Source organism: Pseudomonas sp. S06B 330 (assembly GCF_002845275.2).
GTDB lineage: Bacteria > Pseudomonadota > Gammaproteobacteria > Pseudomonadales > Pseudomonadaceae > Aquipseudomonas.
On sequence record NZ_CP088149.1, the window covers coordinates 2,345,981 to 2,370,554 of the forward strand.

Annotated in this window: 17 protein-coding genes and 5 pseudogenes; 12 read left to right on the forward strand and 10 right to left on the reverse strand. The window is 55.4% G+C overall.

What is annotated here, in order from left to right:
* Positions 1–16 precede the first annotated feature (16 nt).
* The 10 genes and pseudogenes from tssH to CX511_RS10595 all read right to left on the reverse strand — a co-directional run bounded on the left by tssH (position 17) and on the right by CX511_RS10595 (position 11,286).
* Positions 17–2,620, reverse strand: coding sequence for a type VI secretion system ATPase TssH (gene tssH, locus CX511_RS10560; RefSeq protein ID WP_045183951.1), 2,604 nt, complete (start codon positions 2,618–2,620; stop codon positions 17–19).
* A complete protein-coding gene (gene tssG / locus CX511_RS10565) occupies positions 2,617–3,687 on the reverse strand; it encodes a type VI secretion system baseplate subunit TssG (RefSeq protein ID WP_101292563.1) in 1,071 nt (356 codons plus the stop codon). Before tssG ends, tssH begins: the two co-directional genes overlap by 4 nt.
* Positions 3,651–5,471: a type VI secretion system baseplate subunit TssF gene (tssF, locus tag CX511_RS10570; protein ID WP_045183948.1), complete on the reverse strand. Its 1,821-nt coding sequence runs from the start codon at positions 5,469–5,471 to the stop codon at positions 3,651–3,653. Before tssF ends, tssG begins: the two co-directional genes overlap by 37 nt.
* Complete coding sequence (gene tssE / locus CX511_RS10575; protein ID WP_045183946.1) at positions 5,471–5,953, reverse strand: type VI secretion system baseplate subunit TssE; 483 nt, start codon at positions 5,951–5,953, stop codon at positions 5,471–5,473. Before tssE ends, tssF begins: the two co-directional genes overlap by 1 nt.
* A 26-nt stretch (positions 5,954–5,979) precedes the next feature.
* Complete coding sequence (tssC, locus tag CX511_RS10580) at positions 5,980–7,482, reverse strand: type VI secretion system contractile sheath large subunit (protein WP_045183943.1); 1,503 nt, start codon at positions 7,480–7,482, stop codon at positions 5,980–5,982.
* A 14-nt stretch (positions 7,483–7,496) separates the two neighbouring features.
* Positions 7,497–8,030, reverse strand: a complete 534-nt coding sequence (gene tssB, locus CX511_RS10585; RefSeq protein ID WP_101292561.1) for a type VI secretion system contractile sheath small subunit — start codon at positions 8,028–8,030, stop codon at positions 7,497–7,499.
* Between the two features lie 69 nt (positions 8,031–8,099).
* On the reverse strand, positions 8,100–8,849 hold the full coding sequence (locus CX511_RS10590) for a hypothetical protein (RefSeq protein ID WP_045183940.1): 750 nt from the start codon (positions 8,847–8,849) through the stop codon (positions 8,100–8,102).
* A 586-nt stretch (positions 8,850–9,435) separates the two neighbouring features.
* Positions 9,436–9,624 (reverse strand): annotated as a pseudogene (locus CX511_RS25635) (hypothetical protein); the annotation flags it as partial.
* 96 nt (positions 9,625–9,720) lie between these two features.
* Positions 9,721–10,245, reverse strand: a complete 525-nt coding sequence (locus tag CX511_RS25640) for a hypothetical protein (protein WP_101291812.1) — start codon at positions 10,243–10,245, stop codon at positions 9,721–9,723.
* A 33-nt stretch (positions 10,246–10,278) separates the two neighbouring features.
* A complete protein-coding gene (locus CX511_RS10595) occupies positions 10,279–11,286 on the reverse strand; it encodes a hypothetical protein (protein ID WP_101291811.1) in 1,008 nt (335 codons plus the stop codon).
* Between the two features lie 396 nt (positions 11,287–11,682).
* On the opposite strand from CX511_RS10595, the gene CX511_RS10600 reads away from it, so the two are divergent.
* The 12 genes and pseudogenes from CX511_RS10600 to CX511_RS10650 all read left to right on the forward strand — a co-directional run bounded on the left by CX511_RS10600 (position 11,683) and on the right by CX511_RS10650 (position 24,510).
* Positions 11,683–13,536 carry a type VI secretion system Vgr family protein gene (locus CX511_RS10600; protein ID WP_101291810.1) on the forward strand — a complete coding sequence of 618 codons (1,854 nt, stop codon included), beginning with the start codon at positions 11,683–11,685 and terminating at the stop codon, positions 13,534–13,536.
* A gap of 11 nt (positions 13,537–13,547) precedes the next feature.
* On the forward strand, positions 13,548–14,132 hold the full coding sequence (locus tag CX511_RS10605; protein ID WP_101291809.1) for a DcrB/PsbP domain-containing protein: 585 nt from the start codon (positions 13,548–13,550) through the stop codon (positions 14,130–14,132).
* A 37-nt stretch (positions 14,133–14,169) separates the two neighbouring features.
* On the forward strand, positions 14,170–14,637 hold the full coding sequence (locus CX511_RS10610; RefSeq protein WP_101291808.1) for a DcrB-related protein: 468 nt from the start codon (positions 14,170–14,172) through the stop codon (positions 14,635–14,637).
* 6 nt (positions 14,638–14,643) lie between these two features.
* Positions 14,644–18,846, forward strand: coding sequence for an RHS repeat-associated core domain-containing protein (locus tag CX511_RS10615; RefSeq protein WP_220639118.1), 4,203 nt, complete (start codon positions 14,644–14,646; stop codon positions 18,844–18,846).
* Between the two features lie 4 nt (positions 18,847–18,850).
* On the forward strand, positions 18,851–19,447 hold the full coding sequence (locus tag CX511_RS10620; protein WP_101291783.1) for a hypothetical protein: 597 nt from the start codon (positions 18,851–18,853) through the stop codon (positions 19,445–19,447).
* Between the two features lie 40 nt (positions 19,448–19,487).
* Positions 19,488–21,056, forward strand: a pseudogene (locus CX511_RS10625) (RHS repeat-associated core domain-containing protein); the annotation flags it as partial.
* Positions 21,057–21,071: 15 nt separating this feature from the next.
* Entirely contained in the window at positions 21,072–21,677 is a 606-nt protein-coding gene (locus tag CX511_RS10630) for a hypothetical protein (protein ID WP_101291792.1), read from the forward strand.
* A 233-nt stretch (positions 21,678–21,910) separates the two neighbouring features.
* Entirely contained in the window at positions 21,911–22,381 is a 471-nt protein-coding gene (locus tag CX511_RS10635; RefSeq protein ID WP_101291791.1) for an SMI1/KNR4 family protein, read from the forward strand.
* A 440-nt stretch (positions 22,382–22,821) separates the two neighbouring features.
* Positions 22,822–23,295: pseudogene (locus tag CX511_RS25485) on the forward strand (DUF6531 domain-containing protein); the annotation flags it as partial.
* Positions 23,289–23,764 (forward strand): annotated as a pseudogene (locus CX511_RS10645) (RHS repeat domain-containing protein); the annotation flags it as partial. The pseudogenes CX511_RS25485 and CX511_RS10645, both read left to right, overlap by 7 nt.
* Positions 23,765–23,779: 15 nt before the next feature.
* A pseudogene (locus CX511_RS25780) lies at positions 23,780–24,139 on the forward strand (hypothetical protein).
* Positions 24,136–24,510 (forward strand): immunity protein PIM1 family protein, encoded by a 375-nt coding sequence (locus CX511_RS10650; RefSeq protein WP_101291774.1) that lies wholly within the window; start codon positions 24,136–24,138, stop codon positions 24,508–24,510. The pseudogene CX511_RS25780 and the gene CX511_RS10650 overlap by 4 nt, the downstream one beginning before the upstream one ends.
* Positions 24,511–24,574: the final 64 nt, after the last annotated feature.

Genomic DNA, 24,574 nt, shown 5'->3' on the forward strand with positions numbered 1-24,574 from the left:
ACCTGTAGGTACTCGCTCAGGTCAGGCAATAGGCGAAATCGCCATCGCTGCCCAGTTCGATCGTCAGACGCTCGATCGGGCTGTCTTGGGCCATGCGCTCCAGTACTCGCTGGGCGAGTTCCGGCATCAGGGTTCTGGACAGAATGTTGTCGATGTTGCGTGCACCGCTGTCGACTTCGGTGCAGCGCGCCGCGATGGCTTTGATCAGGGCCTGGTCGTAGCTCAGTTCGGCCTGGTGATTGCGTTCGAAGCGTTTGCGGATGCGCTCGAGCTTCAACGCGACGATGCGTTCGAGGATGATGTCCTGCACCGGATAGAACGGCACAATGCTCAAACGCCCGAGAAACGCCGGCTTGAACACCTGGTTCAGCTCATCGCGCAGGCCCTCGACGATGGCTTCGGGTGTCGGCGCGTGCTCGACATTCAGGCACGCCTGCATGATCCGCTCGGTACCGGTGTTGGAGGTGAGGATGATCACCGTGTTGCGGAAGTTGATCTCGCGGCCTTCGCCATCGTCCAGCACGCCTTTGTCGAAGACCTGGAAGAACAGTTCGAGCACATCCGGGTGGGCTTTTTCCACCTCGTCGAGCAACACCACGCTGTAAGGCTTGCGGCGTACCGCTTCGGTCAGCACGCCGCCTTCACCGTAACCGACATAGCCGGGTGGCGAGCCCTTGAGGCTCGAAACGGTGTGCGCTTCCTGGTATTCGGACATGTTGATGGTGATCAGGTTGCGCTCACCGCCATACAGGGTGTCGGCCAGGGCCAGCGCGGTTTCGGTCTTGCCGACGCCGCTGGGGCCCAGCAACAGGAATACGCCAATCGGTTTGTTCGGGTCCTCCATGCGTGCGCGGGAAATCTTGATGCGCTTGCCGATCTCGTGCAGGGCGTGGTCCTGGCCCAGTACCCGTTCGCCGAGCAAGGCCGGCAGGCGCTGTACGGTGTCGATTTCATCACGTAGCATCTTGCCCAGCGGGATGCCGGTCCAGCCGCTGATCACCTGAGCAATGGCGCTGCCATCGACCAGCGCATGCACCAGCGGTTGGTCGCCTTGCACACGGCTCAGCTCTTCACGCAGCGCGGCGATTTCGTTGGCATCGGGCGATTCGCCTGGCGAGGCGTCGAGGGCCTTGAGGCGCTCGACCAGCGCCAGCTCCTGCTGCCATTGCTGCTCCAGGCGCGCACACTGTTGCTGCTCGACCTGCAGGGCTTCCTGCAGCGCGGCCAAGCGGCGTGCGTGGTCGTGGCCTTTACCGGTTTCCTGCTCCAATACGGCAATTTCTGCCTGCAGGTTGTCGATCTGGCGTTGGCAGTCTTCCAGCGCGCCGGGCTGCGAGGATTGCGCCAGGGCGATGCGCGCACAGGCGGTATCGAGCACGCTGACCGCCTTGTCCGGCAACTGGCGGCCAGTGATGTAGCGGTTGGACAGACGCACCGCCTGCACCAGGGCTTCGTCCATCACCGCGACCTTGTGGTGCTCCTGCATTTTGCCGAGCAGACCGCGGAGCATATAGATAGCTTTATCTTCGTCTGGCTCTTCGACTTTGACGACCTGAAAGCGGCGGGCCAGGGCGGCGTCCTTCTCGAAGTACTTTTTGTACTCGGCCCAGGTGGTCGCCGCGATGGTGCGCAGCTCACCGCGGGCCAGGGCTGGCTTGAGCAGGTTGGCGGCGTCGTTCTGCCCGGCCTGGCCACCTGAGCCGATCAGGGTGTGGGCTTCGTCGATAAACAAAATGATCGGGTGCAGGCTGCGTTTGACCTCTTCGATCACCGACTTGAGGCGGTTCTCGAACTCACCTTTGACCCCGGCACCGGCCTGCAACAGCCCCAGGTCCAGGGTATGCAGGGCAACATGCTTGAGCACCGACGGCACATCACCTTGGGCGATGCGCAGGGCCAGCCCTTCGACGACGGCGGTTTTGCCGACGCCGGCTTCACCGGTGAGGATCGGGTTGTTCTGGCGGCGGCGGGTCAGGATATCGACCATCTGCCGTACCTCGAACTCGCGGCCCAGAACCGGGTCGATGCGACCTTCGCGGGCACTCTGGGTCAGGTTGATGGTGTACTGGTCAAGGGCCGGGGTTTTGCCGTTGCTTTTGCTGGCCGTCGCGACTGCTGCCGCTGGGCTTGTCAGCGGGCTGGCGAGCTTCGACTCGGCGCTGCCTTCGACCAGGGCGGCGAGGTTCAGGCGCAGGTCATCCGCGTTGATTTTCTCCAGCTCCGGCGCCGAGGCGATGACCACCCGGCGCAGCTCGGCGTCATCGAGCAACGCCTGCAGCAGATGAGCGGTGCGGATCTGCCCCTGGCCGAACTCGATCGAGGCCAGTACCCAGGCCTGTTCAATCATCCGGGTGATATGCGGTGACAGTGCCGGGGTGCGGGTGTTGCCTTTCTTGAAGGTCCCCAGGGCCGTGACCAGCTGTGCCTGCAGGCGCTCGGCGACCACATCGTAATGGCGCAGGATCGCCGGCAAGTCGTTGTCGCTGCTGTCGAGCAACTGCAACAACAGGTGTTCGACTTCGACGTCGTAATGCTGCTCCGACAGACACAGGGCCGCCGCGCTTTCAGTGGCCGTGCGGCTGGTTTCATTCAGCTTGGCGAACAGAGACTTCAGGTTCACAGGGCGACCCCATCAAAAGGAATTTGGAAAACGGCGCAACGCGAAGGCTCGACGTCGACACCGGGGCGTTTGAGCCAGCCCTGCCAGCCCAACGAAACATTGCCGCCACGGCCCAGACGGGCGGCCGGAACGGCGTCGGCTTTAAGCCGTGGAGCGATCTGGAAATCCAGCTCGGCACCGACATAAAAACGCACCAGCTCGACCAGCCGGCAGTAGTCCGCGGTGCCTGGCTGGAAACGTTGATAATCCGCCAGCGCCAGCGGCCCCAGCTCGATCCGTACACACGACTGATAGTCCCAGACCCGGTTACCGGCCACGGCGCTTTGTCCCAGGCAGGCGTTCTTGCGTCCCAGCTGGGTGCACTGCGAGGCGTCGAGCTTGAGCCAACGCCCGGCAAACGGCTTGATCTTGAACGGCAGGGAAAAATAGAAGCTGAGCATCACTTCCAGGTTCAGCGCGTTGCGTGGCTTCTGGCTGAACAGGCCGCTGAAGTAACTGAACAGCTCGCGGCGCAGCGGCGACTGACGGCGTTCGAACTTCTGCCGCTGCGCCTCAGGCCCCAGGCCCACCAGATTGAGCAGGTAGCGGTCAAAGCCCGAGGTACCGTTGCGCTCGTGCTCGATGTAGAACTTGTACTTTTGCCAGGCCTCGTAAAACAGCGTGGTCATGCGGTGGGAAAAGATGTCGAGAAACGCATGGGCGGCGTCGTCGCGGTACTGAATGTGGCGTTCCAGCAACAGCTCGGTGTATGGGCGTGGCAACACCCCCGAAGGCCCGACCAGGCCCATGAAGGTGACCTGGACCTCCGACAGCGGCAGGCCGGTAGGCGAGACCTTGCCTTCACGCTCGAAATGCAGGTCGCTGACCTCGCTGGCGGGAAAATTCAGCGACAGCTGCGAGCGGAACCGCAACGGGTCCTCGTGCGGTCGGGTGGCCAGGTCCATGCGCCCGGTTCTGCTGTAGTGCAGGCGGAGCAAACGCACCAACTGAAAAAATTCGAATCGGTGCGGCTCGGCCCTTGCCTGGTCAATCAGACCAGGGGCTGATCGCCGGTTCGCGCGGGCCATTGGACGACTCTCTTTTCACGTTGCAAGGTGCGGAGGGTGAGTTGGGTAAAGCTGTTCATCGAGCAGTACTGGCCAAAGAAATGGTCCAGGACCATACCGAACAGGAACACGCCGCTGCCGGTGTACTGGCTTTCATCGAAGGTCAGGGTGATGCCCACGCCGCGTACGAAGTTCGGCCGCGGGTGGCCAATGCGCGCCACCACCGGCTCGCTGCTCACGGCCTTGATGCCATTGATTTGTTTGCGGATCGCCGAGACGTTGCGGTAGTTGTACAGCGACAGCAGTTCAAGCAGCACTTCGCGGCCCTGGGACACCAGCGACATATGGTTGAGCGACAGGTGCGAGATCAACCGCCAGATCAGGCCGTTACCCAGCGGCACCCGCACTGAGGCGGTGGGCTTGCGCAGGCAGCGGATGTCCTTGATCACCGAGTTGGACGGCATGTTGAAATCGCCACGCTCGCCCCCGAACGGCAGCATCAGCGGAACATCGCGATTGCTGCAGGTCAGGCTGATGCTCAAGGTGTCGCTGTTGCCATCGATCAGTTCCAGGTCACGGTCGACTACCCGAATCAGCATATTCGAGCCGTCGCGTTGGGCGTGGCGGCGGGCGATCCAGAAGCTGTTGTCGTGGCCTTGGTCTTCCCGTGGTTCGAAGAACGGGTGACAGGTGCCGACCTGGTCGATACCGCCGAGTTTGCGCACCCGGCGCACGCGATCGATCGATACCACCTCGGCAGCGTTGTGCAAGCGGATGTCCGGGGTTACCGCGTATTCATACTGGGTGTGCGACAACTTGATCGGCTCCGCCTGCTGGCGGAACAGGTTGATGATCGGCGTGCAGTTGAGCTTGAAATTGTTGCGTCCAATGTTCTGCGTCAACCGCGCCAAACGCTCGCTCAAGTCATAATCGGAGAAATAGAAGTTGATCTCGACGTGCTCGATGTCTTTGCCATTGAGAATACGGGCGAAACCCGACAGGTCGAAGAACATGAACTTGTCGGGGAAGGTGAAGTATTCGTGCAGCAGGCGATAACCGAGGAATGAACGCTCGGAATAGTCCACCAGGCCTTCGTCCCGGCTGTAGCCCACGGTTTTCAGCGCGTCGACCGGCAGGGCCACTTCGCGGCTGCGGCCCTGGTCCTGGAAACTGAGGGTGGCCTTGGCCAGGTTGTTGAACAGTAACTCGTACAGTTGCAGCATCAGCGTGCTTTCGCCGTCGAGGAAAAAGCGCAGGCGGTCCAGTTCCATCTTGCCGAACAGCACATCGGAAGTGGCTTCCAGGCGGATGCGCAGGCGTGCCACCAAGTCGGCGCTGTGGCCGTTGAAGGCCGAACGCTCCATCTCGACAAAAGACGCCTGTTGCACCGCGACCGGCCACACCTCGACCGGATAACAGGTACGGAACTTACACACCACGCCCTCGATCGGGTTGGCATGCAGCTCGGTGTGGCGGGCCACGCGATAGGCTTCGGTGACTTTCTCCTGCTTGCCGAGGCTGAACTCAACGATCGACATCGACGGGGTAGGGCGCAGGTAATGCGGGTAAAGCACCTCCAGAAACGATTCGACGATTTCGGGAAACTCGTCATCGAGCTTCTTGTGTACCCGCGCCGCCAGAAACGAAAACGCTTCGATCAAACGCTCGGTGTGCGGGTCTTCACAGTTGTCCCCCTCGATCAGCAAGCGCGAGGCGATTTTCGGATACTGCGCAGCGAACTCCTGGCCGAGAAAGCGCAGGTGCGACAGTTCCTTTTCGTAATAGGGCAACAGATCGTCGAGCATCAGTTGAGGTTCTGCACTTTGTATTCCTGGGTGTTGACCTGCAGCACCGCATCAAACGAGACGTGGCGGCTGATGTCCTGCAGACGCAGTACCGCGTCTACCCGGAAGGTCAACATGCGATGGCCGGTTTGCTGGGCCAGTAGCTGCACACGAACGCTGCGAAAGCGCCGGTCGCCGGTGGTAATGGCCTTTTCCAGCTGGCGTTGGATCAACGCCCGGTCCTGCGGGTCGAGTACGCTCTTGCTGATGAAGTCGGGCATGCCGTAATCAAGGATGGTGCCGTTGAGCTGGGGGAAACCCTCCAACTCGTTGGCGACCAGGGACTGGCGCGTGTTGACCAGAATCTCCAGGTCGCGAACGATGCTGGCCTTGTAGTCGGCCAGCGAACACGAGCGCTGCGCAGACGCTTCCACCGATTGAAACGGACGGTCGTCCAGCAATCGGTCCAGCAGCGAAGGCAACAGCCGGTGTGGGTTACTCATGTTCCATCCTTGAGAACAGTCGCAGGTCAGCCGCGCGTCGATTGCGGCAATTCGGCAACCAGCCGCAACGAAGCGGTCAGCTCATCCAGTTGGTAGTGCGGCCGCAGGTAGGTCACGGCCTTGTACACACCGGGTTTGCCCGGCACTTCGAAGACTTCGGCACGCGCCTCGCGCAGCGGGAACTTGGCCTTGGCTTCCTGGCTGGCGGTGTCATCGAGCAACACGTAGCTGGCCAGCCACTTGTTGAGGAACAACTCGACGTCTTTACGCGAAGCGAAGCTACCGATCTTGTCGCGCATGATCGCCTTCATGTAGTGAGCGATGCGCGAGGTGGCAAAGATGTACTGCAGCTGCGCCGACAGCCGCGCGTTGGCGTTGGCAATGTCGGTGTTGTACTGCTTCTGCTTCTGCGTCGACTGGGTGCCGAAGAACGCGGCGTAGTCAGTGCCCTTGCAGTGCACCAGGGGGATGAAACCGAGGTCCGAGAGTTCTTTTTCGCGGCGGTCGGTAATGGCGATTTCGGTCGGGCACTTGAGGGCGATTTCGCCGTCATCGGTCTTGAACGTGTGGGTTGGCAAACCTTCGACCAGACCACCCCCTTCAACGCCGCGAATCGCCACACACCAGCCGTAGCGCGAGAACGCGTCGGTCACCCGGGTGCCCAGTGCGTAGGCAGCGTTCATCCACAGGTACTTGTTGTGGTCGCGGCCATCGACGCTTTCAACGAAGTTGAACTCTTCCACCGGAGTGGTATCCGGGCCGTAAGGCAGACGACCGAGCACGTGGGGCAGAGTCAGGCCGACATAGCGCGAATCTTCGGAGGCGCGGAACGATTTCCACTTGGCGTATTCAACGGTGTCGAAGATCTTCGCCAGGTCACGCGGGCCGGCCATGTCGGTGAACGAGTCCCAGCCGAACAGCTCCGGCGACGCCGCCGAAATGAACGGGGCGTGGGCTGCTGCGGCAACGTGGGAAATCTCTTCGAGCAGGTACATGTCTTCCGGGTTGCGGTTGAACTCGTAGTCACCCAGCAACATGCCAAACGGTGCACCACCGAAGGTGCCGTACTCTTCTTCGTAGATCTTCTTGAACAGCGCGCTCTGGTCGAACTCGGAGGCGGCCTTGAGGTCACGCACCAGGTCCTTTTTCGAGGCGTTGAGCAGGTGAATCTTCAGCGTGGTGCTAGTCTCGGTCTGGTCGACCTGGTACTTCAGGCCACGCCACGAGGCTTCCAGCTGCTGGAACTCACGGGCATGCATGATCTCGTTCATCTGCTCGGAGAGCATCGCGTCGATTTCGGCGATACGTGCATCGAGCACCGCGATCAGATCTTTGCTCGGGGTCATTTCGCCTTCCAGCACCTGGCCGACCAGCTCGCCGATCAGGTCACGGGTGCGGGTGCGCTCGGTTTCGGAGCGGGCCACGCGGCTTTGCGAAATAATGCTGTCGAGCAGCGAGGATTGCGGGGCGAAGGCTTCCACTTCCACCAGATCGCTGGCCTGTTGCGCCACGGTTTGCTTGTCGGTCATCGTCAGGCTCCTGCTTACGCGTTGCGATCGTTGGCGGGAGCTTCGGCGTCACGGCCGAATTCCTTGCCCAGGGTTTTAAGCTTCTCGGTGTTCTGCAACACGTCCATCAGCAGCTCTTCAAGCTTGTCGTTACCGCCCATCTTGTTGCGCAGGTCGGCCAGCTTGTTGCGCACTTCGAGCAGCTTGCGCAGCGGCTCGACCTGCTTGACCACGTTCTGTGGCTCGAAGTCTTCCAGGCTGTTGAAGTTCAGCTCGACACCCAGTTGGGTGCCGTTCTTTGCCAGGGTGTTGTCGACGCGATAGGTCAGGCGCGGCTTGATGCCCTTGAGCACGCCGTTGAAATTGTCGCGGTCGATGAAGACGAATTTGCGGTCCTTGAGCTTGGGCAGAGGCTCCAGTGGGTTGCCGGAGAAATCACCCAGCACACCGACGACAAACGGCAGCTCTTTCTTTTCCTGAGCATCGCCGATGTCTACGTCATAGGTGATGTGGACCCGAGGCGCGCGGACGCGGTCGAGTTTGTGCTGGGTACTTTCCTTCTTCGCCATGGTGATCTCCTGTGCGAGCAATTCGCTGCAAATCGTTTGCGTAGCGGTCTTTACGATTGACCGGACGCGTTACAGTCCTTCGATCGTCAGCAACAGGCGCTGACGGATTTCATCGTTCATTTCCATGATGTTTTCGCGGCTCACCAGCTCTTCGAAACTGGTGTTGCCGGCGATCTGCGTGCTGCTGCGGATCACCGCCTCATCGGGCAACTCGGAACGTACTGGCGAGCTGATGATGCAAAACGGCAGATCGCCAAAGCCTTTGAGGCGCTCGAAACTCAGGGCAAAGCGCAGGCCTTCGAACAGGCGGCTCAACCCTGGCGATTTGCTCAGGCAGTAGAACAACACCAGGTAATGCACCACGAAGCGGTACAACTCGGCGCTGCTGCGATTGGGGTCTTTGATCACGCTGCGAAACTGTGCGAGGTCGAATGAGCTAAAGCCTACGACCCAGCGCACAGGGCTGGTGATACGGATGCTCTGGCCGCTTTGCGCGAGGACCTTGTCATATTCCAGCGGGAACAATTCGGGGGTGGTGCTGATCAGGTTCAGCGGCACTTCCAGCTCGCTGACCAGTTGGAATGGCGAAGCCGAACCGATGCGCTCGTAAAGCTCGATCAGCTCTTTGAAATGGTGTTGGGTTTCCCGTCCGCTGCTGCGCTGCGCGCCTTGCAGGTATTCACCGAACAACGTTTGAGGACGGATCAGCAGGGCCAGCGTCGAGAGATAGTCCGAGGCTTGCGCTTTGAGCACATCGGAAATCGCCCGGGTCTGGCTACGCAGCCTGATCAGTGCTTCGACATCAAACGTTTGTGTCATCGGTGCATCGTCCTTGAGCCTTCTTGTCGGTCCCGTAACATCGGTATGCGATGGCAGCGGATCACAGTCATCCCACGCACTGCTGGGAGGTCGTGAGAGGGTGCTGGCACATGAATATCGAGTTGCCAGCAATGTCCAGTAGGGCAGCTCTCTGGGGGAGAAGTTCCAAGCTGGTTGCAGATTTTTTCGCGTTTTTGTGAACTACCGCAATGATGTCTCAATGCTATTAATTGGTAGATTACGGGTGCTTTTTTTTGGTTCTGGCCCGGTAAATCAGGGGGTTAGGTGGGGGTGCTTGGATCCAATTATGGCCCTAAATTTTTTTTGAAAAAGTGAACCAGGTCCGCTTCTGAAGGCGATTTTTTTCGCAAATGAACAGGGTGGAGAGGTGGGATTGCGGTTTTTGAATGATGGCATCCGAGGGGGATTTGGGAGGGACAGGGGGGGGGGCGCCACGTACTAAACGGGGAATCGCCGTAGCCGCTGCCGCCAGGCTGAGATCGGCTGCGAAGCAGTCGTCATCCAATCACCGCCAAGACCCGAAATGACGGCCGTTTCACGCCCGATCGCAGCCTGGCGGCAGCGGCTACGAGGTAGATCGGCCCCCTAGTTTGAGTCGACGCAGTATTGGTGACTCGCCGCCAGTCAGTTCGATGCGAAACTCCGCGAATGCATGTTCCAGCTCGACGTATTGCTGAAGGCCCTCTTCGGCGAAAAGGTAGCGGCCAGGAATCTCGCGCCATTCCATCGGCGTGCGGATCCGGCCGCATTCCGCAGCGCCGAGAGCATAGAACTGCAGAAAAATTTTGACACGTGAATCTAACGGCTTGCGCGTGAGGCAGAGTCCTGTTTGGAGTTTACCATGGTTGACTTAGCGGCTATCTACCTGGATGCATACTTCTTTATCACCGACTATCTTACAAGGCCAGTTACCGTTGATGTAGCGGCTCGGCTTGAAGCACGCACGTTCATCATTGACCCAGAATAGTTGCCAGGCAGAACCCGATATTAGTAATTTTGGGCAAGGTGAGTAGTCGCGGGCTAATAGTAGCAAGGTGGTTGATATCATTAGCGCCGGAACAACATATATTATGGTTTTTATGGAGGCGCTAAACATTAAATTCTGAAAGCGATAGAGTTTCGATGACCGCGGGGGATCAAATTTTTTGCCGTTCCAGGCGGCTATAGATGCCCCTACAACCAGAATTAGAATTCCGGGAGGTGCCATGAGTAAGCCGAATGCTAAGTAAGGCACCTCTACAACAGGCGCGTCTCTGTAGATTCGCCCATAGATAGGTATTATATTAGTCCAGAGCCAGTAAATAGAGAATATGCCAGTAAGGAGCAAGCCAGGTATAAATGCTAGAGCAATTAACCTTAATTTCGCTGCAGACATTTCAGCTGAGGGGGTTATAGATTTCATGGGCATTCAAAATTTCGGTAAGGTGAACCCAGGCAGCTTTGGTAGCTTAGGTGCTTCTGGCCAACTGGGGAGATTAAATTCGCTAGGGTTAACTTTGCGTATCACCCAGGATTTTGCTTCTTTGTACAGCGCTTCTGTTATTTCTGTGGCAACGTTGACCGTTACTTCCTCAGCATAGTTCTGAAGATTTTTGGCCGAAATTTTGGTGATTTTTTCCTGAATATAGTTCACGTGATCTACTGCGTAGCGCATACCGGCTTTTACGGAATTTTTTATGCCGTAGTGATTGTCTATGGCGTTTAAGCCAATGCCAATGGCGAGAACTATAATGGCTCCTGCTATCGCTGGTGCTGCGGCAGCTGTGAAGAATGCTCCTGCGGCCAAGGCAGCAGCATAGCCTATTGCAGAAGCAATGCCAGCTTTGATCAACTCTACCCCTACGCCTGCAAAGAGGTCAGTCATCATAGCTTCATCATTGAAGAACCACTCAAGTACTTCGACACCTACAGCTACATAGCAAGATAACTTAAAGCCAGTAATTGATGAGCCTCGTATTCCATACTTTCCAATTCCGATGTCTACGAGCTGTGCATTACGAAGGCCATAGCGAGTGCCGCGTAATTTGTTACGAAGGCCAGGGTAGCCCGTAATAATCAAATACTGCCGCCCGTTATGAGTGGAGATTCTTGCCTTGGTTCCAAGTCCGCCGATGTCACGAACCAGTTTTGTGACGTTATAGGCATCATATGCGCCCAGAGCGCTTGGGACGCCCCAGTTGGTATTGACGAAAGGATGTACAGTGGCGTTGTAAAGGGACTGGGTACCGTTCTGCACGCCACTCAGCATGTTCGCCTGAGTTCGGCTACATACTTGAGGGGCTTGGGTAGTACTGCTGGAAGTGTCGAAACCAACGCTCTGCGCCCCAAAGTCATCCATGGGCATGACCACCATTTCTCGCTGATTGTGATCAAGTTCACGGTCTAACTGACTGAGCTGGGAGTTGCTCAGGCTCATGACGAGTCTCTCCTTGTCTGTATCGATATTTGCTGAGCGGGCCAGCGTCCTTTGCGGGCAGCCTACACCGCAAAAACAGCAAGATCAAACACAGGGGAGCCCTCCGTATGTGTCCCATCCAGTCAGATCTGCTATTGCGGATGTTGGGTCAATAACGGAGTTGGATGACCATGAAGTTACTACGCGTTTGCTTACAAGGGCGTATGGGGCGTCAGTTGCTTGTGAGTCGGCTTAACCGAATGGGCCTTAAATGTTTGTTTTTAAGGCGTTAAAGGCTCGAGTAGTGGCAAATTGAGATCCTGATGGCTAATTGATATCAATTAGGATGTCGACTTGACACCGTTCTACCATGGCGTTTTCATGGGAAGATTTCCAGCCTTCTGCAGGACGCATTGGATGATTACGGACGCTCTGGCGCAGATTTTTACCCAGCATCAACGTTTGATTACTTTTGATTCGCCCTTGCCGGATGATCAGGAGCTGCAACTGCTGAGATTTACCGGCGAGGAGGGTATTTCTGAACTCTTCAGGTACGACGTTGAGTTGGTGTCTCAGGATGCCAGAATCGAACTAAAAAAACTTATTGGCAAAAAAGTTACCATGGCCATTACGTTGGCTGATGGCAGTTTTAAATACATCAGTGCCCACGTTTCTGATTTTGTTCACAGTGGTGCTGATGGTGGTGTGGCCAATTATAATGCTGAGTTGGTGCCGTGGTTGTGGATCCTCAGCCGTCGACGTGACTCACGCATTTTTCAGGACAAAACCACCGAGCAGATCGTCAAGGAAGTTTTTGCCTATTACCTTGAGTTGGCCGACCATGAGTTTCGTTTGAGCAAGCCGCTCAAGCCTATTAGTTACTGTACGCAATATCAGGAATCGGACCTGAATTTTGTCCTGCGTTTGCTTGAACAGGAAGGGCTGTTCTTTACCTTCCAGCACAGTAAAGAGGGTCATCGGATGATCATTACCGATGACAGCATTGCACTACCGCCACTCTCAGGGCAGCCGGTGATTCGCTACCACCGAGCGTCCGTCACCGAGACCGAAGATTCCATCACCGCCTGGTCGTCCAGCCGTAAGTTCCAGCCAACCCGGCTTTCACTTAAATCCTATGACTACAAACAACCTGGCAATCCCCAGCTTGTTCAGTTGAACTCTATCAACAAACAAGGCGATGTCGGTCAGTTTGAGGTTTTCGAATACGAAGGCTTGTATGGCTATGCCAATGTGGATGATGGCATGCAGAAGGCTCGTCATCGCCTGGAAGCAATGGAGGTCAAGGGCAAGACGTTCAGCGGTAACAGCAACTGCCGTTCGATGGAACCTGGCTACTATTTCGAATTGGCACAGCACTATGACCATGACAATGATGCCCAGGATGATCGGCAGTTTCTGCTTTTGACGATCAAGCATTGGGGGCAAAACAACTACGCCAATGGCGGTGAGGCTGGCTATCAGAACAGCTTTACGTGCATCCGGCGCAAGATCCCTTTCCGGCCTGCTTTACACACACCGCGCGGTGTGATCGTTGGGCCACAAACTGCATTCGTGGTTGGGCCGCCCGGCGAAGAAATCTATACCGACGAACTTGGTCGGGTGAAGCTTCAGTTCCATTGGGACCGTAATGGTGAGTTCAATGACCAGAGTTCCTGCTGGGTACGTGTTGCTCAATCGGGCGCCAGTGGTGGATTCGGCAGCATTTTGCTTCCCCGTGTCGGCGATGAAGTTGTGGTTGAATTTCTCGACGGCAACCCTGACCGTCCACTAATCATCGGCAGTCTTTACAACAGTCGCAATATGCCGCCTTGGTCCTTGCCGGCCAACAAGACTCAAAGTGGTTTTCTTACTCGCTCGATGAAAGGCGACGGCGGCACGGCAAACTTTTTCCGTTTTGAAGACAAGGCCGGCGCTGAGCAGATCATCGTTCACGCCGAGCGCAACATGGACACCGAGATCGAGCTGGATGAGTCGCTCCATGTTGGCAACAACCGCTCCATCACTGTCGGTGGCACCCATACCGAAACGATCCAGCAAGACACTGTGATGAACATCCAGCAAGGGTCGTTCACTTTGCAAGTGGACAACCAGTTCATCCAGGTCAGCGCCCAGCAGCACATCATCCTGCAGGTAGGGCAGAGCAGCATCACGCTTACTCCGGATGGCATCGAGATCAAGGGTAAGGTCATCACCACCACCAGTAGCGAAACCACCACGATCACCGGCGCTACAGTCCGGATCAACGACTGAGGCCGCGAGGGATGAGCAGAACCTCGATCTACGACCGCATTTCCGCCAAGCGTATAGAGCAGGAAGAAGCTGCTCGCATTGCCGCATTGGCCGAGGCTGCCAGCAAGGCTGAACCACAGCCTGAGCCAGAACCCGAGCCTGTTGCGTTACAAGACGTCACCAGCAGCTTCACATTTGCTGGTTTCAACCTGATGTTTCCGGCCGGCTTTCGCTTTCGCGATATCCAGACCACCCTCGAACATGACGGTGAGCCAGTTACCTTGACGATCCGCCGGCGTGATGTACGCCCCGGACAAACACTCGAGCAGTTGTTCGAGGCGGCAACCCAGACCCTTCGCGAACTCACCCCGCAACTGAGGGTGATTCGTCAGCGTGACTGCCTTATTGCGGGGAGTGCGGCCAAGGCCGTCGATTTTCATTTCAGCGCGGGCCATGAGCCACGCCATGGGCGTCTGGTGGGGGCACTTGTGCCTGTCGAAGGCCGCGACGCGGTGCAATGGCTGGATATTTCATGCGTGATCGATCCGACCAGTCCCGGGCTGAGTTTGTGGCTGACGGCGTTCGATCGCTTGCTCGATGGCCTTGCACTGCGCTGATGTAACAACATTTTTTGATACCAGGAATTTTCATCGCATGGACTATGAATTGCAGGAAGGTGGCATCGCATTGCCGGAAGGTTTTGAGGATCGCACGGTCAACATGTTTGTGCTGGGGGCCAGTATTCCTGCACCGTTGAGCATTACGATCTCGCGCGACACGCTACTGCCCGGTGAGCTGTTGCAGGCGTACGTTGATCGGCAGGTCAAAATGCTTACGTCCAAGTTGCGTGGCTATACCCGGATGGGTAGCAAGGACGTCAGGCTCTCCAGCAGCGTACCCATCGAGGGGCTGCAGATCGATGCTTACTACATGAACCAGGGACGGCCGCTCTACCAACGCCAGGCGGCGTTCCTGCTGACACCTGAACGCGCCTTGATTTTTTCCACCACCGCGCAAGCCGATTTCAGCCCACAGCAGAACCAGGACTGGGACAACTTGCTGGCCAGCTTCACCCCGCGCAACCCGGTGGTGACCAGCACCGAATCCGGCGAACAGGAGTAACCCCTCATGTTCGAAGCGGCCAGGTTTGGCGACGATATATCGCACACCAGCGCATTGGGGGGCTTTCTGATCGGTGCCGCCCTGGGCATCGCACTGATCGCCACGGTGGCCATCGCCACATTCACCTGCGGGTTCGGCGTGGCGTTGCTGGCCGGCCTTGCAGCGGGGATCGGGGGCAGCTTGCTAACCGCCGCCGGGGAGGCCATAGGCAGTATGTTTTCTTCCCCCTCCGGGACGATTGCGACTGCCTCACCGAATGTCTTCGTCAACAGCCGTAAGGCCGCCCGGGTCGAGAAAAGTATGGGGGCATGCGACAAACATCCAGGCCCGGTGCAGATCGCCGAAGGCTCGACCAACGTCTTTATCAACAGCGTGGCCGCGGCGCGCAAGGGCGACAAGCTGACTTGCGGCGCCACTATTTCTGGCGGTTCGGACAACGTCATCATCGGCGGCGGCACCTACCGTTACCTGCCGGTGGACGATGAAATTCCCAAATGGCTGCGCACCACCGTGGATGTGTTGATGGCCATTGCCGGTGCGGCCGGTGGCATTGCCCAGCTGATCAAGGCCGGTACCCAGGCCGGCATGAAAGCGGTCATGCCCTGCGCCTTGAAGTTCACCGCAGGCTTCGTCGCCGGTGAGGTGGCCAGTCGTTACGTGGTCGAACCGGTAGCGCGCAAGGCCATCGGTGGCCTGGTCGGCAACCCGGTCGATCTCACCACCGGCCGCAAACTGATCCCTGATGAAATCGACTTCAGCCTGCCGGGCCTGATGCCCATCGAGTGGTCGCGCTTCTACGCCAGCGACCTGAGCGTCGACAGCATGCTTGGCCGTGGCTGGGTGTTGCCTTGGGAGCAGAGCCTGCGCCGGTGCGGCAGCTTCATCTACCTCACCGACAACCAGGGCCGGGAAGTCCCGTTCGTCACCCTGCAACCGGGCGAGCGCATCTACAACCCGCACGAACAGGTGTACCTGGTGTGCACCGAGGGCGGCCACTACCTTCTGCAGACGCTGGACAACCTGTTCTTCTACTTCGGCGAAGTGCCGGACGACGACAGGCAGGTGCCGCTGCAGCGCATCGAAAATGCCCTCGGCCACTTCCTGCATTTCACCCGCACCGAGCAAGGCACGCTGACCGACATCAGCGCCACTGGCGGCACACGCGTGCACCTGCACTACGACCACCCGCTGGGTCGCCTTACCGACATCAAACGCGTGGTCAACAACCAGGCGGTCGAAACCCTGACCCAGTACCGCTATGACGAGCAGGGTCAGCTCAGCACGGTGATCAACCGCAACGGCGACACCGTGCGCAGCTTCAGCTACGCCGACGGGGTGATGGTGACCCACAGCAACGCGTTGGGCCTGGGTTGTCATTACCGCTGGGAAACCCTCGGCGGCCAGCCACGGGTGGTCGAGCACTGGACCAGCGACGGCGAGCACTTCCACTTTCGCTACGACCTTGAAGGGCGCACCAGCTGGGCGACCGATGTGCTTGGTCGCGAACTCGAGGTGCACTACAACGCTGACCATCGAGTGATCGCCAGCCGCGACTATGGCGGCGAACGTTACGCGATTGACCTGGACGACAACGGCAACATGGTCGGCCTGGGTTTGCCGGACGGCAATCGGCTCAGCTTCACGTACGACGAATTTGCCCGTTTGCTCGAAGAGACGGACCCACTGGGCCGCAAGATCGCCTACGAATACCACCACCTGACCACCCTGGTGACCAAGGCCAGCTACCCGGACGGCAGCACCTGGCAGGCTCGTTACGACGACAAGGGCAACCTGCTTGCCGAAACCGATGCCCTGGGCCAGCTCACCGAGTACCTGAACAGCGACGATGGCTTGCCACACACCATCATCGATGCCAACCACAAAGCCAAATACCTGTGGTGGAACACCCTGGCCCAGGTCGAGCGCTATCAGGACTGTTCGGGCAAAAGCACCCGCTATCGCTACGATGAGCGCCAGCATCTGGTGGCAGTGACCGATGCGCTGAACCAGACCACCACGTTGGAACGCAAGGCGGACGGTGAAGTACTGCGCATCAACCATCCGGACGGCAGCGCGGAAAGCTTTACGTACAACGTCTATGGCCAGGTGCTCAGCCACGCCGACGGTAAAGGCCAGATCACACGCCTGTTGCGCACCGCACGTGGCTTGCCGAGCAGCCGTCAGGACGCCAAAAGCCAACGCATTGCTTACGAGTACGACAAGGCCTTGCGCCTGACGGCCTTGGTCAATGAAAACAACGCCACCTACAGCTTTGCCTACGATGCCTCGGATCGGCTGAGCGAAGAGGTGCGGGTGGACAACCTGACCCGACGTTTCAGCTACAACGAGGGCGGTCACCTGACCCGCGTTGATGAAATCGGGTATGGCGAGCGAGGTGAGCGTCCGGAGCGCAGCACGGTATTTGAACGCGATGCCATTGGCCGACTGATCGCCAAACTCAACAGCGATGCGCGTCAGGAATACCGATACGACGAGGGGGATCGACTGCTGAGCATTCAGCGCGAGCCAACCGCTGCGGGCAAGCGGTTAGGCATCACTGAAGAGAAGCTCGACTACTCCTACGACCCGCTGGGGCGGCTGACTCAGGAAATCACTTCCGATGGAGCATTGAGTTACGAGTACGACCCGCTCAGTAACCTGACCACGCTGACCTTGCCGGACGGACGCAAGGTCAATCATTTGTATTACGGCAGTGGCCACCTGCACCAGTTGAACCTGGATGGTCAGGTGATCAGCGACATGGAGCGCGATGACCTGCACCGCGAGGTGTATCGCACCCAAGGCAGGCTAACCAGTTGCTTCGGTTATGACGCGATGGGGCGCAAGGCGTGGCAGTTTGCTTCGACCTTACCTGCCGAGAAGCTTTCGCAGGTGCATAACGCCGGGATCAATACCTCATTGCTGGTGGAGCATGCATACAACCCGATTCACCGGCGTTATCAGTACGACCCGGCGGGTGAACTGGTACGCACGCTGGACAAGCTGCGTGGCGAGATCAAGTACGAGTACGAGGCCAACGGTCAATTACATAGCCGCGATACCGGTTCGCTGGTGAGTAGTGAGGAATTCCGTTACGACGCCGCGGCCAACCGGTTGAACTTCAATACCAGCCAGTTCGACAAGGTCAAAGACAACCGCATCAGGCAGTGGCGTGATCAGGAATACAGCTATGATGCTTGGGGCAATCTGATCGAAAAGCGCTCGGGGCACAGCAAGCTGCAGAGCTTCAGCTATGACTGCGAGAACCGCCTGGTCCGGGCGCAAACGCTGGTCGAGGGCAAGCTGCAGAGCACGGGCGAGTATCGCTACGACAGCCTTGGGCGGCGGGTGGCCAAGCAGTCGGATATCAACGGCAAAACTGAGCAGAAGCGCTTTCTTTGGCAAGGCCTGCGGATGCTGCGGGAAGAGACGCCGGAGCAGAGCAGTTTGTACCTCTACGAGCCGGGTAGCTATGCGCCACTGGCGCGTGTCGATCAAGTCGAGGGCGAAGAGCAAAAGCTGTATTACTTCCATACCGATCAGATCGGCACGCCGCTGGAGCTGACCGACAGCGAGGGGGAGATCGTCTGGCAGGCGACGTATCGGTCTTGGGGCACGATAGAGCAACTGACGGTCAATGAAGTTGAGCAGAACCTGAGGTTTCAGGGGCAGTACTTTGACGACGAGACGGGGCTGCACTACAACACGTTTCGGTATTACGATCCTGAGGTGGGGCGGTTTGTAACTCAAGATCCAATAGGGCTAGTGGGAGGAAATAATTTATATCAGTATGCCCCAAGTCCAATTGGGTGGATAGACGAACTAGGGTTGTCATGTAACTCTGATGCGAAAATTCTCAGGCAAAATCTCGGTGTAAGCCCTCGGGGAGGGGGGCAATACGACGCACACCATATCGTGATGTCGAATTCCACAGATGTGAGAATGGACGCTCTTCGTAATAAAATGAAAGATTTCGATATTGACATAAATGATAAGCGTAACGGTATCTGGCTGCCAAATACCGAGTCTGCTAGAGTTCCTGGGACAACTGCAACACCTCATAAGGGGGCTGGCGTGCATGGTAAAGCATATAAGCAGCACGTGTTTGACAAGCTATCAGGAGCCAATTCTAGAGAGGAGTTTTTGAACGCTTTGTCAGATGTTAAAAAATCCCTTTTTGATGGTGTTACGTTTAAAACTGTTAGGTGAAAGTATGACGTTGATTGCTCTGAAGCTTTTGAAGGATGAGGCGTTAAGGAAAATGGAGGACACTTCTTTTCTTTCTGTTTTTGAGAAAGATTATGTTGAGTGTACTAGGGTGCTATGGTCAAAAGGGCCAGCGATCTCTATTGTTCCTTATGAGTTGGAATTGACAGGGGTGGCACCCTCCAAAATGGTTTATAAAGAGCCGTTAAGCAAAAAGAATATCTTTAAGCATTATTATGGTGATGATGGTGTTGGAAAAATTGAAGTATATAATTCTGGGGGGGAGGTTCATGAATTCGAATACTTTGTTTATTTTGATGGTCGAGCGTGCTCGCTTAAAAAGAATCGACATGGTGAGAACGTATGGATAAAGATAGTGGAGATTGAAGGCGGGGTAGTAGTTAGAGCCTGTCGAGTTGACTTTGATGCGGAATTCTGGTCATTTGGATATGCTTGGCACGAAGGCGTACTTCAGGAAATAATTACTTTGTCTTCGAATAGTGTTCCTGGAGTGCATGTTTTTCCAGAGTATGGTGAGGGTCGAGAGTTGAAGGGGATGTATTTTATGCGAGGTGATGTGAAAGTGTATTTATATGAGCGCTGAGTCATTTCGTTCATTGCTTGCTGGGTTGCGATCAAGTTCCGAGGGAGCACTGAGTTACGAGTACGACCCACTCAGTAACCTGACCACGCTGACCTTGCCGGACGGACGCAAGGTCAACCATCTGTATTACGGCAGTGGCCACCTGCACCAGTTGAACCTGGATGGTCAGGTGATCAGCGATATGGTGCGCGATGACCTGCATCGCGAGGTGTATCGCACCCAAGGCAAGCTCACCAGCTGCTTTGGCTACGACGCCATGGGCCGCAAGGCTTGACAGTTTGCCTCGACGTTGCCGGCCGACAAGCTCTCACAAGTGCACAATGCCGACATCACCACCTCATTGCTGGTGTACAACCCGATTCACCGGCGTTATCAGTACGACCCGGCGGGTGAACTGGTACGCACGCTGGACAAGTTGCGTGGCGAGACCAAGTACGAGTACGAGGCCAACGGTCAATTACATACCCGCGATACCGGTTCGCTGGTGAGTAGTGAGGAATTCCGCTACGACGCCGCGGCGAACCGACTGAACTTCAACACCAGCCAGTTCGACAAGGTCAAAGACAACCGCATCAGGCAGTGGCGTGATCAGGAATACAGCTACGATGCCTGGGGTAACCTGATCGAAAAGCGCTCGGGGCACAGCAAGCTGCAAAGCTTTGCCTATGACTGCGAAAACCGCCTGGTCCGGGCGCAAACGCTGGTCGAGGGCAAGCTGCAGAGCACGGGTGAGTATCGCTACGACAGCCTCGGGCGGCGGGTGGCCAAGCAGTCGGATATCAACGGCAAAATTGAGCAGAAGCGCTTTCTGTGGCAAGGGCTGCGGATGCTGCGGGAGGAGACGCCGGAGCAGAGCAGTTTGTACCTCTACGAGCCGGGTAGCTATGCGCCACTGGCGCGTGTCGATCAAGCGGAGGGGGAGGAGCAGAAGGTTTACTACTTCCATACCGATCAGATCGGTACGCCGCTGGAGATGACCAACTGTGATGGAGAGATCGTTTGGCAGGCCACCTATCGGTCCTGGGGCACGATAGAGCAACTGACGGTCAATGAAGTTGAGCAGAACCTGAGGTTTCAGGGGCAGTACTTTGATGACGAGACTGGACTGCACTACAACACGTTTCGGTACTACGATCCGGAGGTGGGGCGGTTTGTTACACAAGATCCAATAGGTCTGCAGGGAGGCATTAATTTATACAAATATGCAATGAATCCTGTTGTATGGATCGACCCATGGGGGTTAACGTGCTCCAGCGACGCTAAGGCGCTTAGGGAAAATATGGTCGCCGCGGGGAAGTCGGAGCCTAGCTTCAAAAATTCTGCTCACCATATTGTTATGTCCAACTCCACTGATGTGCGGATGGTTGCGCTTCAGGGAAAAATGAAAGATTTGGATATTGATATAAATACTGCTCACAATGGTATTTTCCTACCTTCAAATAGTAAGGTAAAACTGCCGGCGGGTAACACTTTGCCTAATCATGCCAGTATTCATACTAATGCGTATAAGCAGAAGGTATATGATCGGCTGGTGTCGATAAATAATAGTAGTGATTTTCTGAGTGAGCTAAATAAGATGAGCTCGGAAATTGCGCGTGGAGTGTTTTGATTGGAGAGTATTTGTATGTATGATTTGCATGAGATTGAAAAAAAGTATGAGGAGGTTGGCTCTGAATGTGAAAGATATTTGTCCGATTATATGTCTAGCGTCTCTCCAGAGTTGTGTCGGTCGGTAATAAGCAAGGGTGCTATGTATAATTTGCGTCCTTATGAGGTTGAGCGGGCAGGGTATAAGAAGGGTAGAAAGCTCAATAAGTTGCCGGTTAACATAAAAAATACTCACGTTTATCATTTTGATGAACGTGGGCGCGTGATTTTTATCGAGATATATGGTCAGGCCGAAAATATAGTAAATAAAGAGTTTTGTTTTTACGGAGATGGTTGCCTCGAACGTATTCACTTTACAAGCTCAGGTGACCTGAGGAATATTTCAGTTTCTATTTTTGATGGCGATTTAGTTAGAAGGGATCTCAATTGGGGGATGTTTGGGTGTAGCATCTCAGATTATGTATACTCTGGCAGTCGGCTTAGCAGAATTCGCGTTCAGCAGAAGGAGCATGCAGAGTCTTCGTTTTCTGGATTTGATGTTGTTTTTGAGTATTGTGGCGAAGAGCTAGAGAGTATTATAAATATTTTCCCTAATGGTTATCAAGAGCAGCGATTCCCTTGACTTTTATAGTTAAATATTTTCTTTTCTTGATGGTTCTGTTTAAGATTCGCCTAAGCGAGCTAGGACAACTCACAAGAATAATGCTTGCGGCAAGCGGTTTGGCAAAAAGTAGGCTGTTCATAATGCGGTATTTAGTTGTTGGAAATAGTTGGTTTGAGCTTTGATGATCGGTTAATGCTCTAGATGAATAATGTTGGAGGTTGCGTGCATTAAATTTTTGAGAAGGAGGTGTCATGAGTTATATTGACAGGTTGGCGTTGGAGATTAATGCAAGTGGAGAATGTCCAGTGATTGCTGGTGGCGCTACCGATGAAGTTATAAGCACTTTCGAGAAGGTGCTGGGAGTGAAGTTTCCTGAGTCATATATAGAGTTTCTAAAAAAATATGGTGCCTTATCATTTGCCGGTGATAATTACTATGGGGTTACTAAGAGCGGGATTGATGCGGTAGCTGTTCCTAGTGTGGCTTTCGCGACCAAAAGCGCTCGTGCAGATGGTGATGCAGACGATTCGATGGTTGTAGTTAAAGCTTCAGGATATGGCCCGATTTACTCAATTGATACCTCCATTATCGGAAGTTCTGGAGAGCCTGTTATAGTGGAAACGGAGCTTTCCTTTAAGCGGTCAAAGGAGAAAAATATAATCTATCAGAATTTTCAAGAATTTTTTAACGATATGATCAGGCAAGCAATCAAAGAGTTGTAGTGATTGTCAAGGTTGGTTTTCGGTTAGTCGGAGTGCCGGTGCACTTAGCAACAGATATGATCGAGCTTTCATTTTTAGGTATTTATTAGTCTGGGTTTTTTGTATTGCGCGTTCCATTGACGCTAAAGTACTGAAGTGCAGGGGGCGAGGCTTTGCTAGGAAGGGTTCATGCGTCTTGGCTTAAATGGTGATATCTGATTTTGATCTTTAATAACTCGTAAGTCGAGGTGCTGGGGCGAGTGACGCACTATTACCAAACTTTATATGTGTATTTCGGTTTTTAGAGTTGTCAGTAGATTTTTATCTCGTTGTAGGTATGTTGCATAAGCGCAAGTGGCGAAAGAGTGCGTTCAGCTTGGTATGCCTATAGGTGACTTGTTGAGTATATTGGTTCTATTAGAACACTATATATTAGCCCTTGCTGAGAAAGGGACGAGCGTACGACGTGCCCTATGAAAGCGGTCATGCCCTGCGCCTTGAAGTTCACCGCAGGCTTCGTCGCCGGTGAGGTGGCTAGTCGTTACGTGGTCGAACTGGTAGCGCGCAAGGCCATCGGCAACCCGGTCGATCTCACCATCGGCCGCAAACTGATCCCTGATGAAATCGACTTCAGCCTGCCGGGCCTGATGCCCATCGAGTGGTCGCGCTTCTACGCCAGCGACTTGAGTGTCGACAGCGTGCTGGGCCGTGGCTGGGTGTTGCCTTGGGAGCAGAGCCTGCGTCGGCGCGGCAGCTTCATCTACCTTTCCGACAACCAGGGCCGGGAAGTCCCGTTCGTCACCCTGCAACCGGGTGAGCGCATCTACAACCCGCACGAACAGGTGTACCTGGTGTGCACCGAGGGCGGCCACTACATTCTGCAGACGCTGGACAACCTGTTCTTCTACTTCGGTGAAGTGCCGGACGACAGCAGTCGGAGATCAACGGCAAAACTGAGCAGAAGCGCTTTCTTTGGCAAGGGCTGCGGATGCTGCGGGAGGAGACGCCGGGGCAGAGCAGTTTGTACCTCTACGAGCCGGGTAGCTATGCGCCACTGGCACGGGTCGATCAAGCGGAGGGGGAGGAGCAGAAGGTTTACTACTTCCATACCGATCAGATCGGTACGCCGCTGGAGCTGACCGACAGCGAGGGGGAGATTGTCTGGCAGGCGACGTATCGGTCTTGGGGAACGATTGAGCAGCTGCCGGTCAATGAAGTTGAGCAGAATCTGAGGTTTCAGGGGCAGTATTTGACGACGAGACGGGACTGCACTACAACACGTTTCGGTACTACGATCCGGAGGTGGGAAGGTTCATCACCCAAGATCCGATTGGTGTTCTTGGTGGCCCGAATTTGTATGGCTATGTTTCAAGCCCATTCACCCGAATTGATCCTTGGAGTTGGTGCGAAACTAAAGGAATGGGGGTAAGCAAGTCTGGACATCATGTACCATCCGTACGGAAATCAAAAGGTCGGCCATTTGCTGTGTCAAGGTCGGATAAGACCCGGCCAACACTATTCCCTAAAGGAGAAAACCCAGAACATGAGCATTGGCTTTTGCATGAGGCTGAGAGGGGGCCGATTGGGCCGAGACAGGGTGACTTCCCAGGGACAGATGATTAGCTTTTCGCTGCATACCGTGAAGCATACAAGGATTTGGATCACATTAAGGTAGATGTTGTTTCACCAAATGGTACTCATGTGCTGGGTGAGAATGTAACCCCACGTGCTGCGGTTGATTTAATTGAAGACTGGCTAAGAGAGGGTGGATTAAGATGAAAATTGAAACCTTGAGCGATGTGAGGAAAATAATCCAAGAAGCAGGTTTCTTTGAAGCTGTCATTTCCAGTGTGAGTGATTGGGATGAAGCTTTGGATGAAAGGGATAATGAGAAATTTGATAAGGCTTGGGTGGATTGCTTCAATGAACTAAACGCTCTCACTTGTGGCGATATGGCTGACGAAAAAATTGTGAAGGATTTAAGGGAGTTCTCCTTCAAAAAAGTATTTCCGCTGGCTCGTAACTCTGAAATTGCAAGTTATATATCTGATGATATTGGTCTTGTGGCTGACGCAGTCTCAAAGGCTAATTTCAAGGGCTGGGTCGCTGAGCTTTTTGAGGCGTACTTGTCTGGTGAGTTTCCTCGCTAGCTCAGGCGGTTTTAGTTTTTTGTGTTTGGTTGGTTTGTTGTGGTTTTGCATTCTAGGTTGTGAG

Bases quoted from the DNA above. Each gene is read 5' to 3' on its own strand.
- tssB (WP_101292561.1), bottom strand. From the start codon at position 8,030: ATGGCGAAGAAGGAAAGTACCCAGCACAAACTCGACCGCGTCCGCGCG.
- CX511_RS10650 (WP_101291774.1), top strand. From the start codon at position 24,136: ATGAAAATTGAAACCTTGAGCGATGTGAGGAAAATAATCCAAGAAGCA.
- tssE (WP_045183946.1), bottom strand. From the start codon at position 5,953: ATGAGTAACCCACACCGGCTGTTGCCTTCGCTGCTGGACCGATTGCTG.
- CX511_RS10605 (WP_101291809.1), top strand. From the start codon at position 13,548: ATGAGCAGAACCTCGATCTACGACCGCATTTCCGCCAAGCGTATAGAG.
- CX511_RS10595 (WP_101291811.1), bottom strand. From the start codon at position 11,286: ATGAGCCTGAGCAACTCCCAGCTCAGTCAGTTAGACCGTGAACTTGAT.
- tssC (WP_045183943.1), bottom strand. From the start codon at position 7,482: ATGACCGACAAGCAAACCGTGGCGCAACAGGCCAGCGATCTGGTGGAA.
- tssG (WP_101292563.1), bottom strand. From the start codon at position 3,687: ATGGCCCGCGCGAACCGGCGATCAGCCCCTGGTCTGATTGACCAGGCA.
- CX511_RS10610 (WP_101291808.1), top strand. From the start codon at position 14,170: ATGGACTATGAATTGCAGGAAGGTGGCATCGCATTGCCGGAAGGTTTT.
- CX511_RS10600 (WP_101291810.1), top strand. From the start codon at position 11,683: ATGATTACGGACGCTCTGGCGCAGATTTTTACCCAGCATCAACGTTTG.
- CX511_RS25640 (WP_101291812.1), bottom strand. From the start codon at position 10,245: ATGTCTGCAGCGAAATTAAGGTTAATTGCTCTAGCATTTATACCTGGC.
- tssF (WP_045183948.1), bottom strand. From the start codon at position 5,471: ATGCTCGACGATCTGTTGCCCTATTACGAAAAGGAACTGTCGCACCTG.
- CX511_RS10615 (WP_220639118.1), top strand. From the start codon at position 14,644: ATGTTCGAAGCGGCCAGGTTTGGCGACGATATATCGCACACCAGCGCA.
- CX511_RS10620 (WP_101291783.1), top strand. From the start codon at position 18,851: ATGACGTTGATTGCTCTGAAGCTTTTGAAGGATGAGGCGTTAAGGAAA.
- CX511_RS10635 (WP_101291791.1), top strand. From the start codon at position 21,911: ATGAGTTATATTGACAGGTTGGCGTTGGAGATTAATGCAAGTGGAGAA.
- CX511_RS10590 (WP_045183940.1), bottom strand. From the start codon at position 8,849: ATGACACAAACGTTTGATGTCGAAGCACTGATCAGGCTGCGTAGCCAG.
- CX511_RS10630 (WP_101291792.1), top strand. From the start codon at position 21,072: ATGTATGATTTGCATGAGATTGAAAAAAAGTATGAGGAGGTTGGCTCT.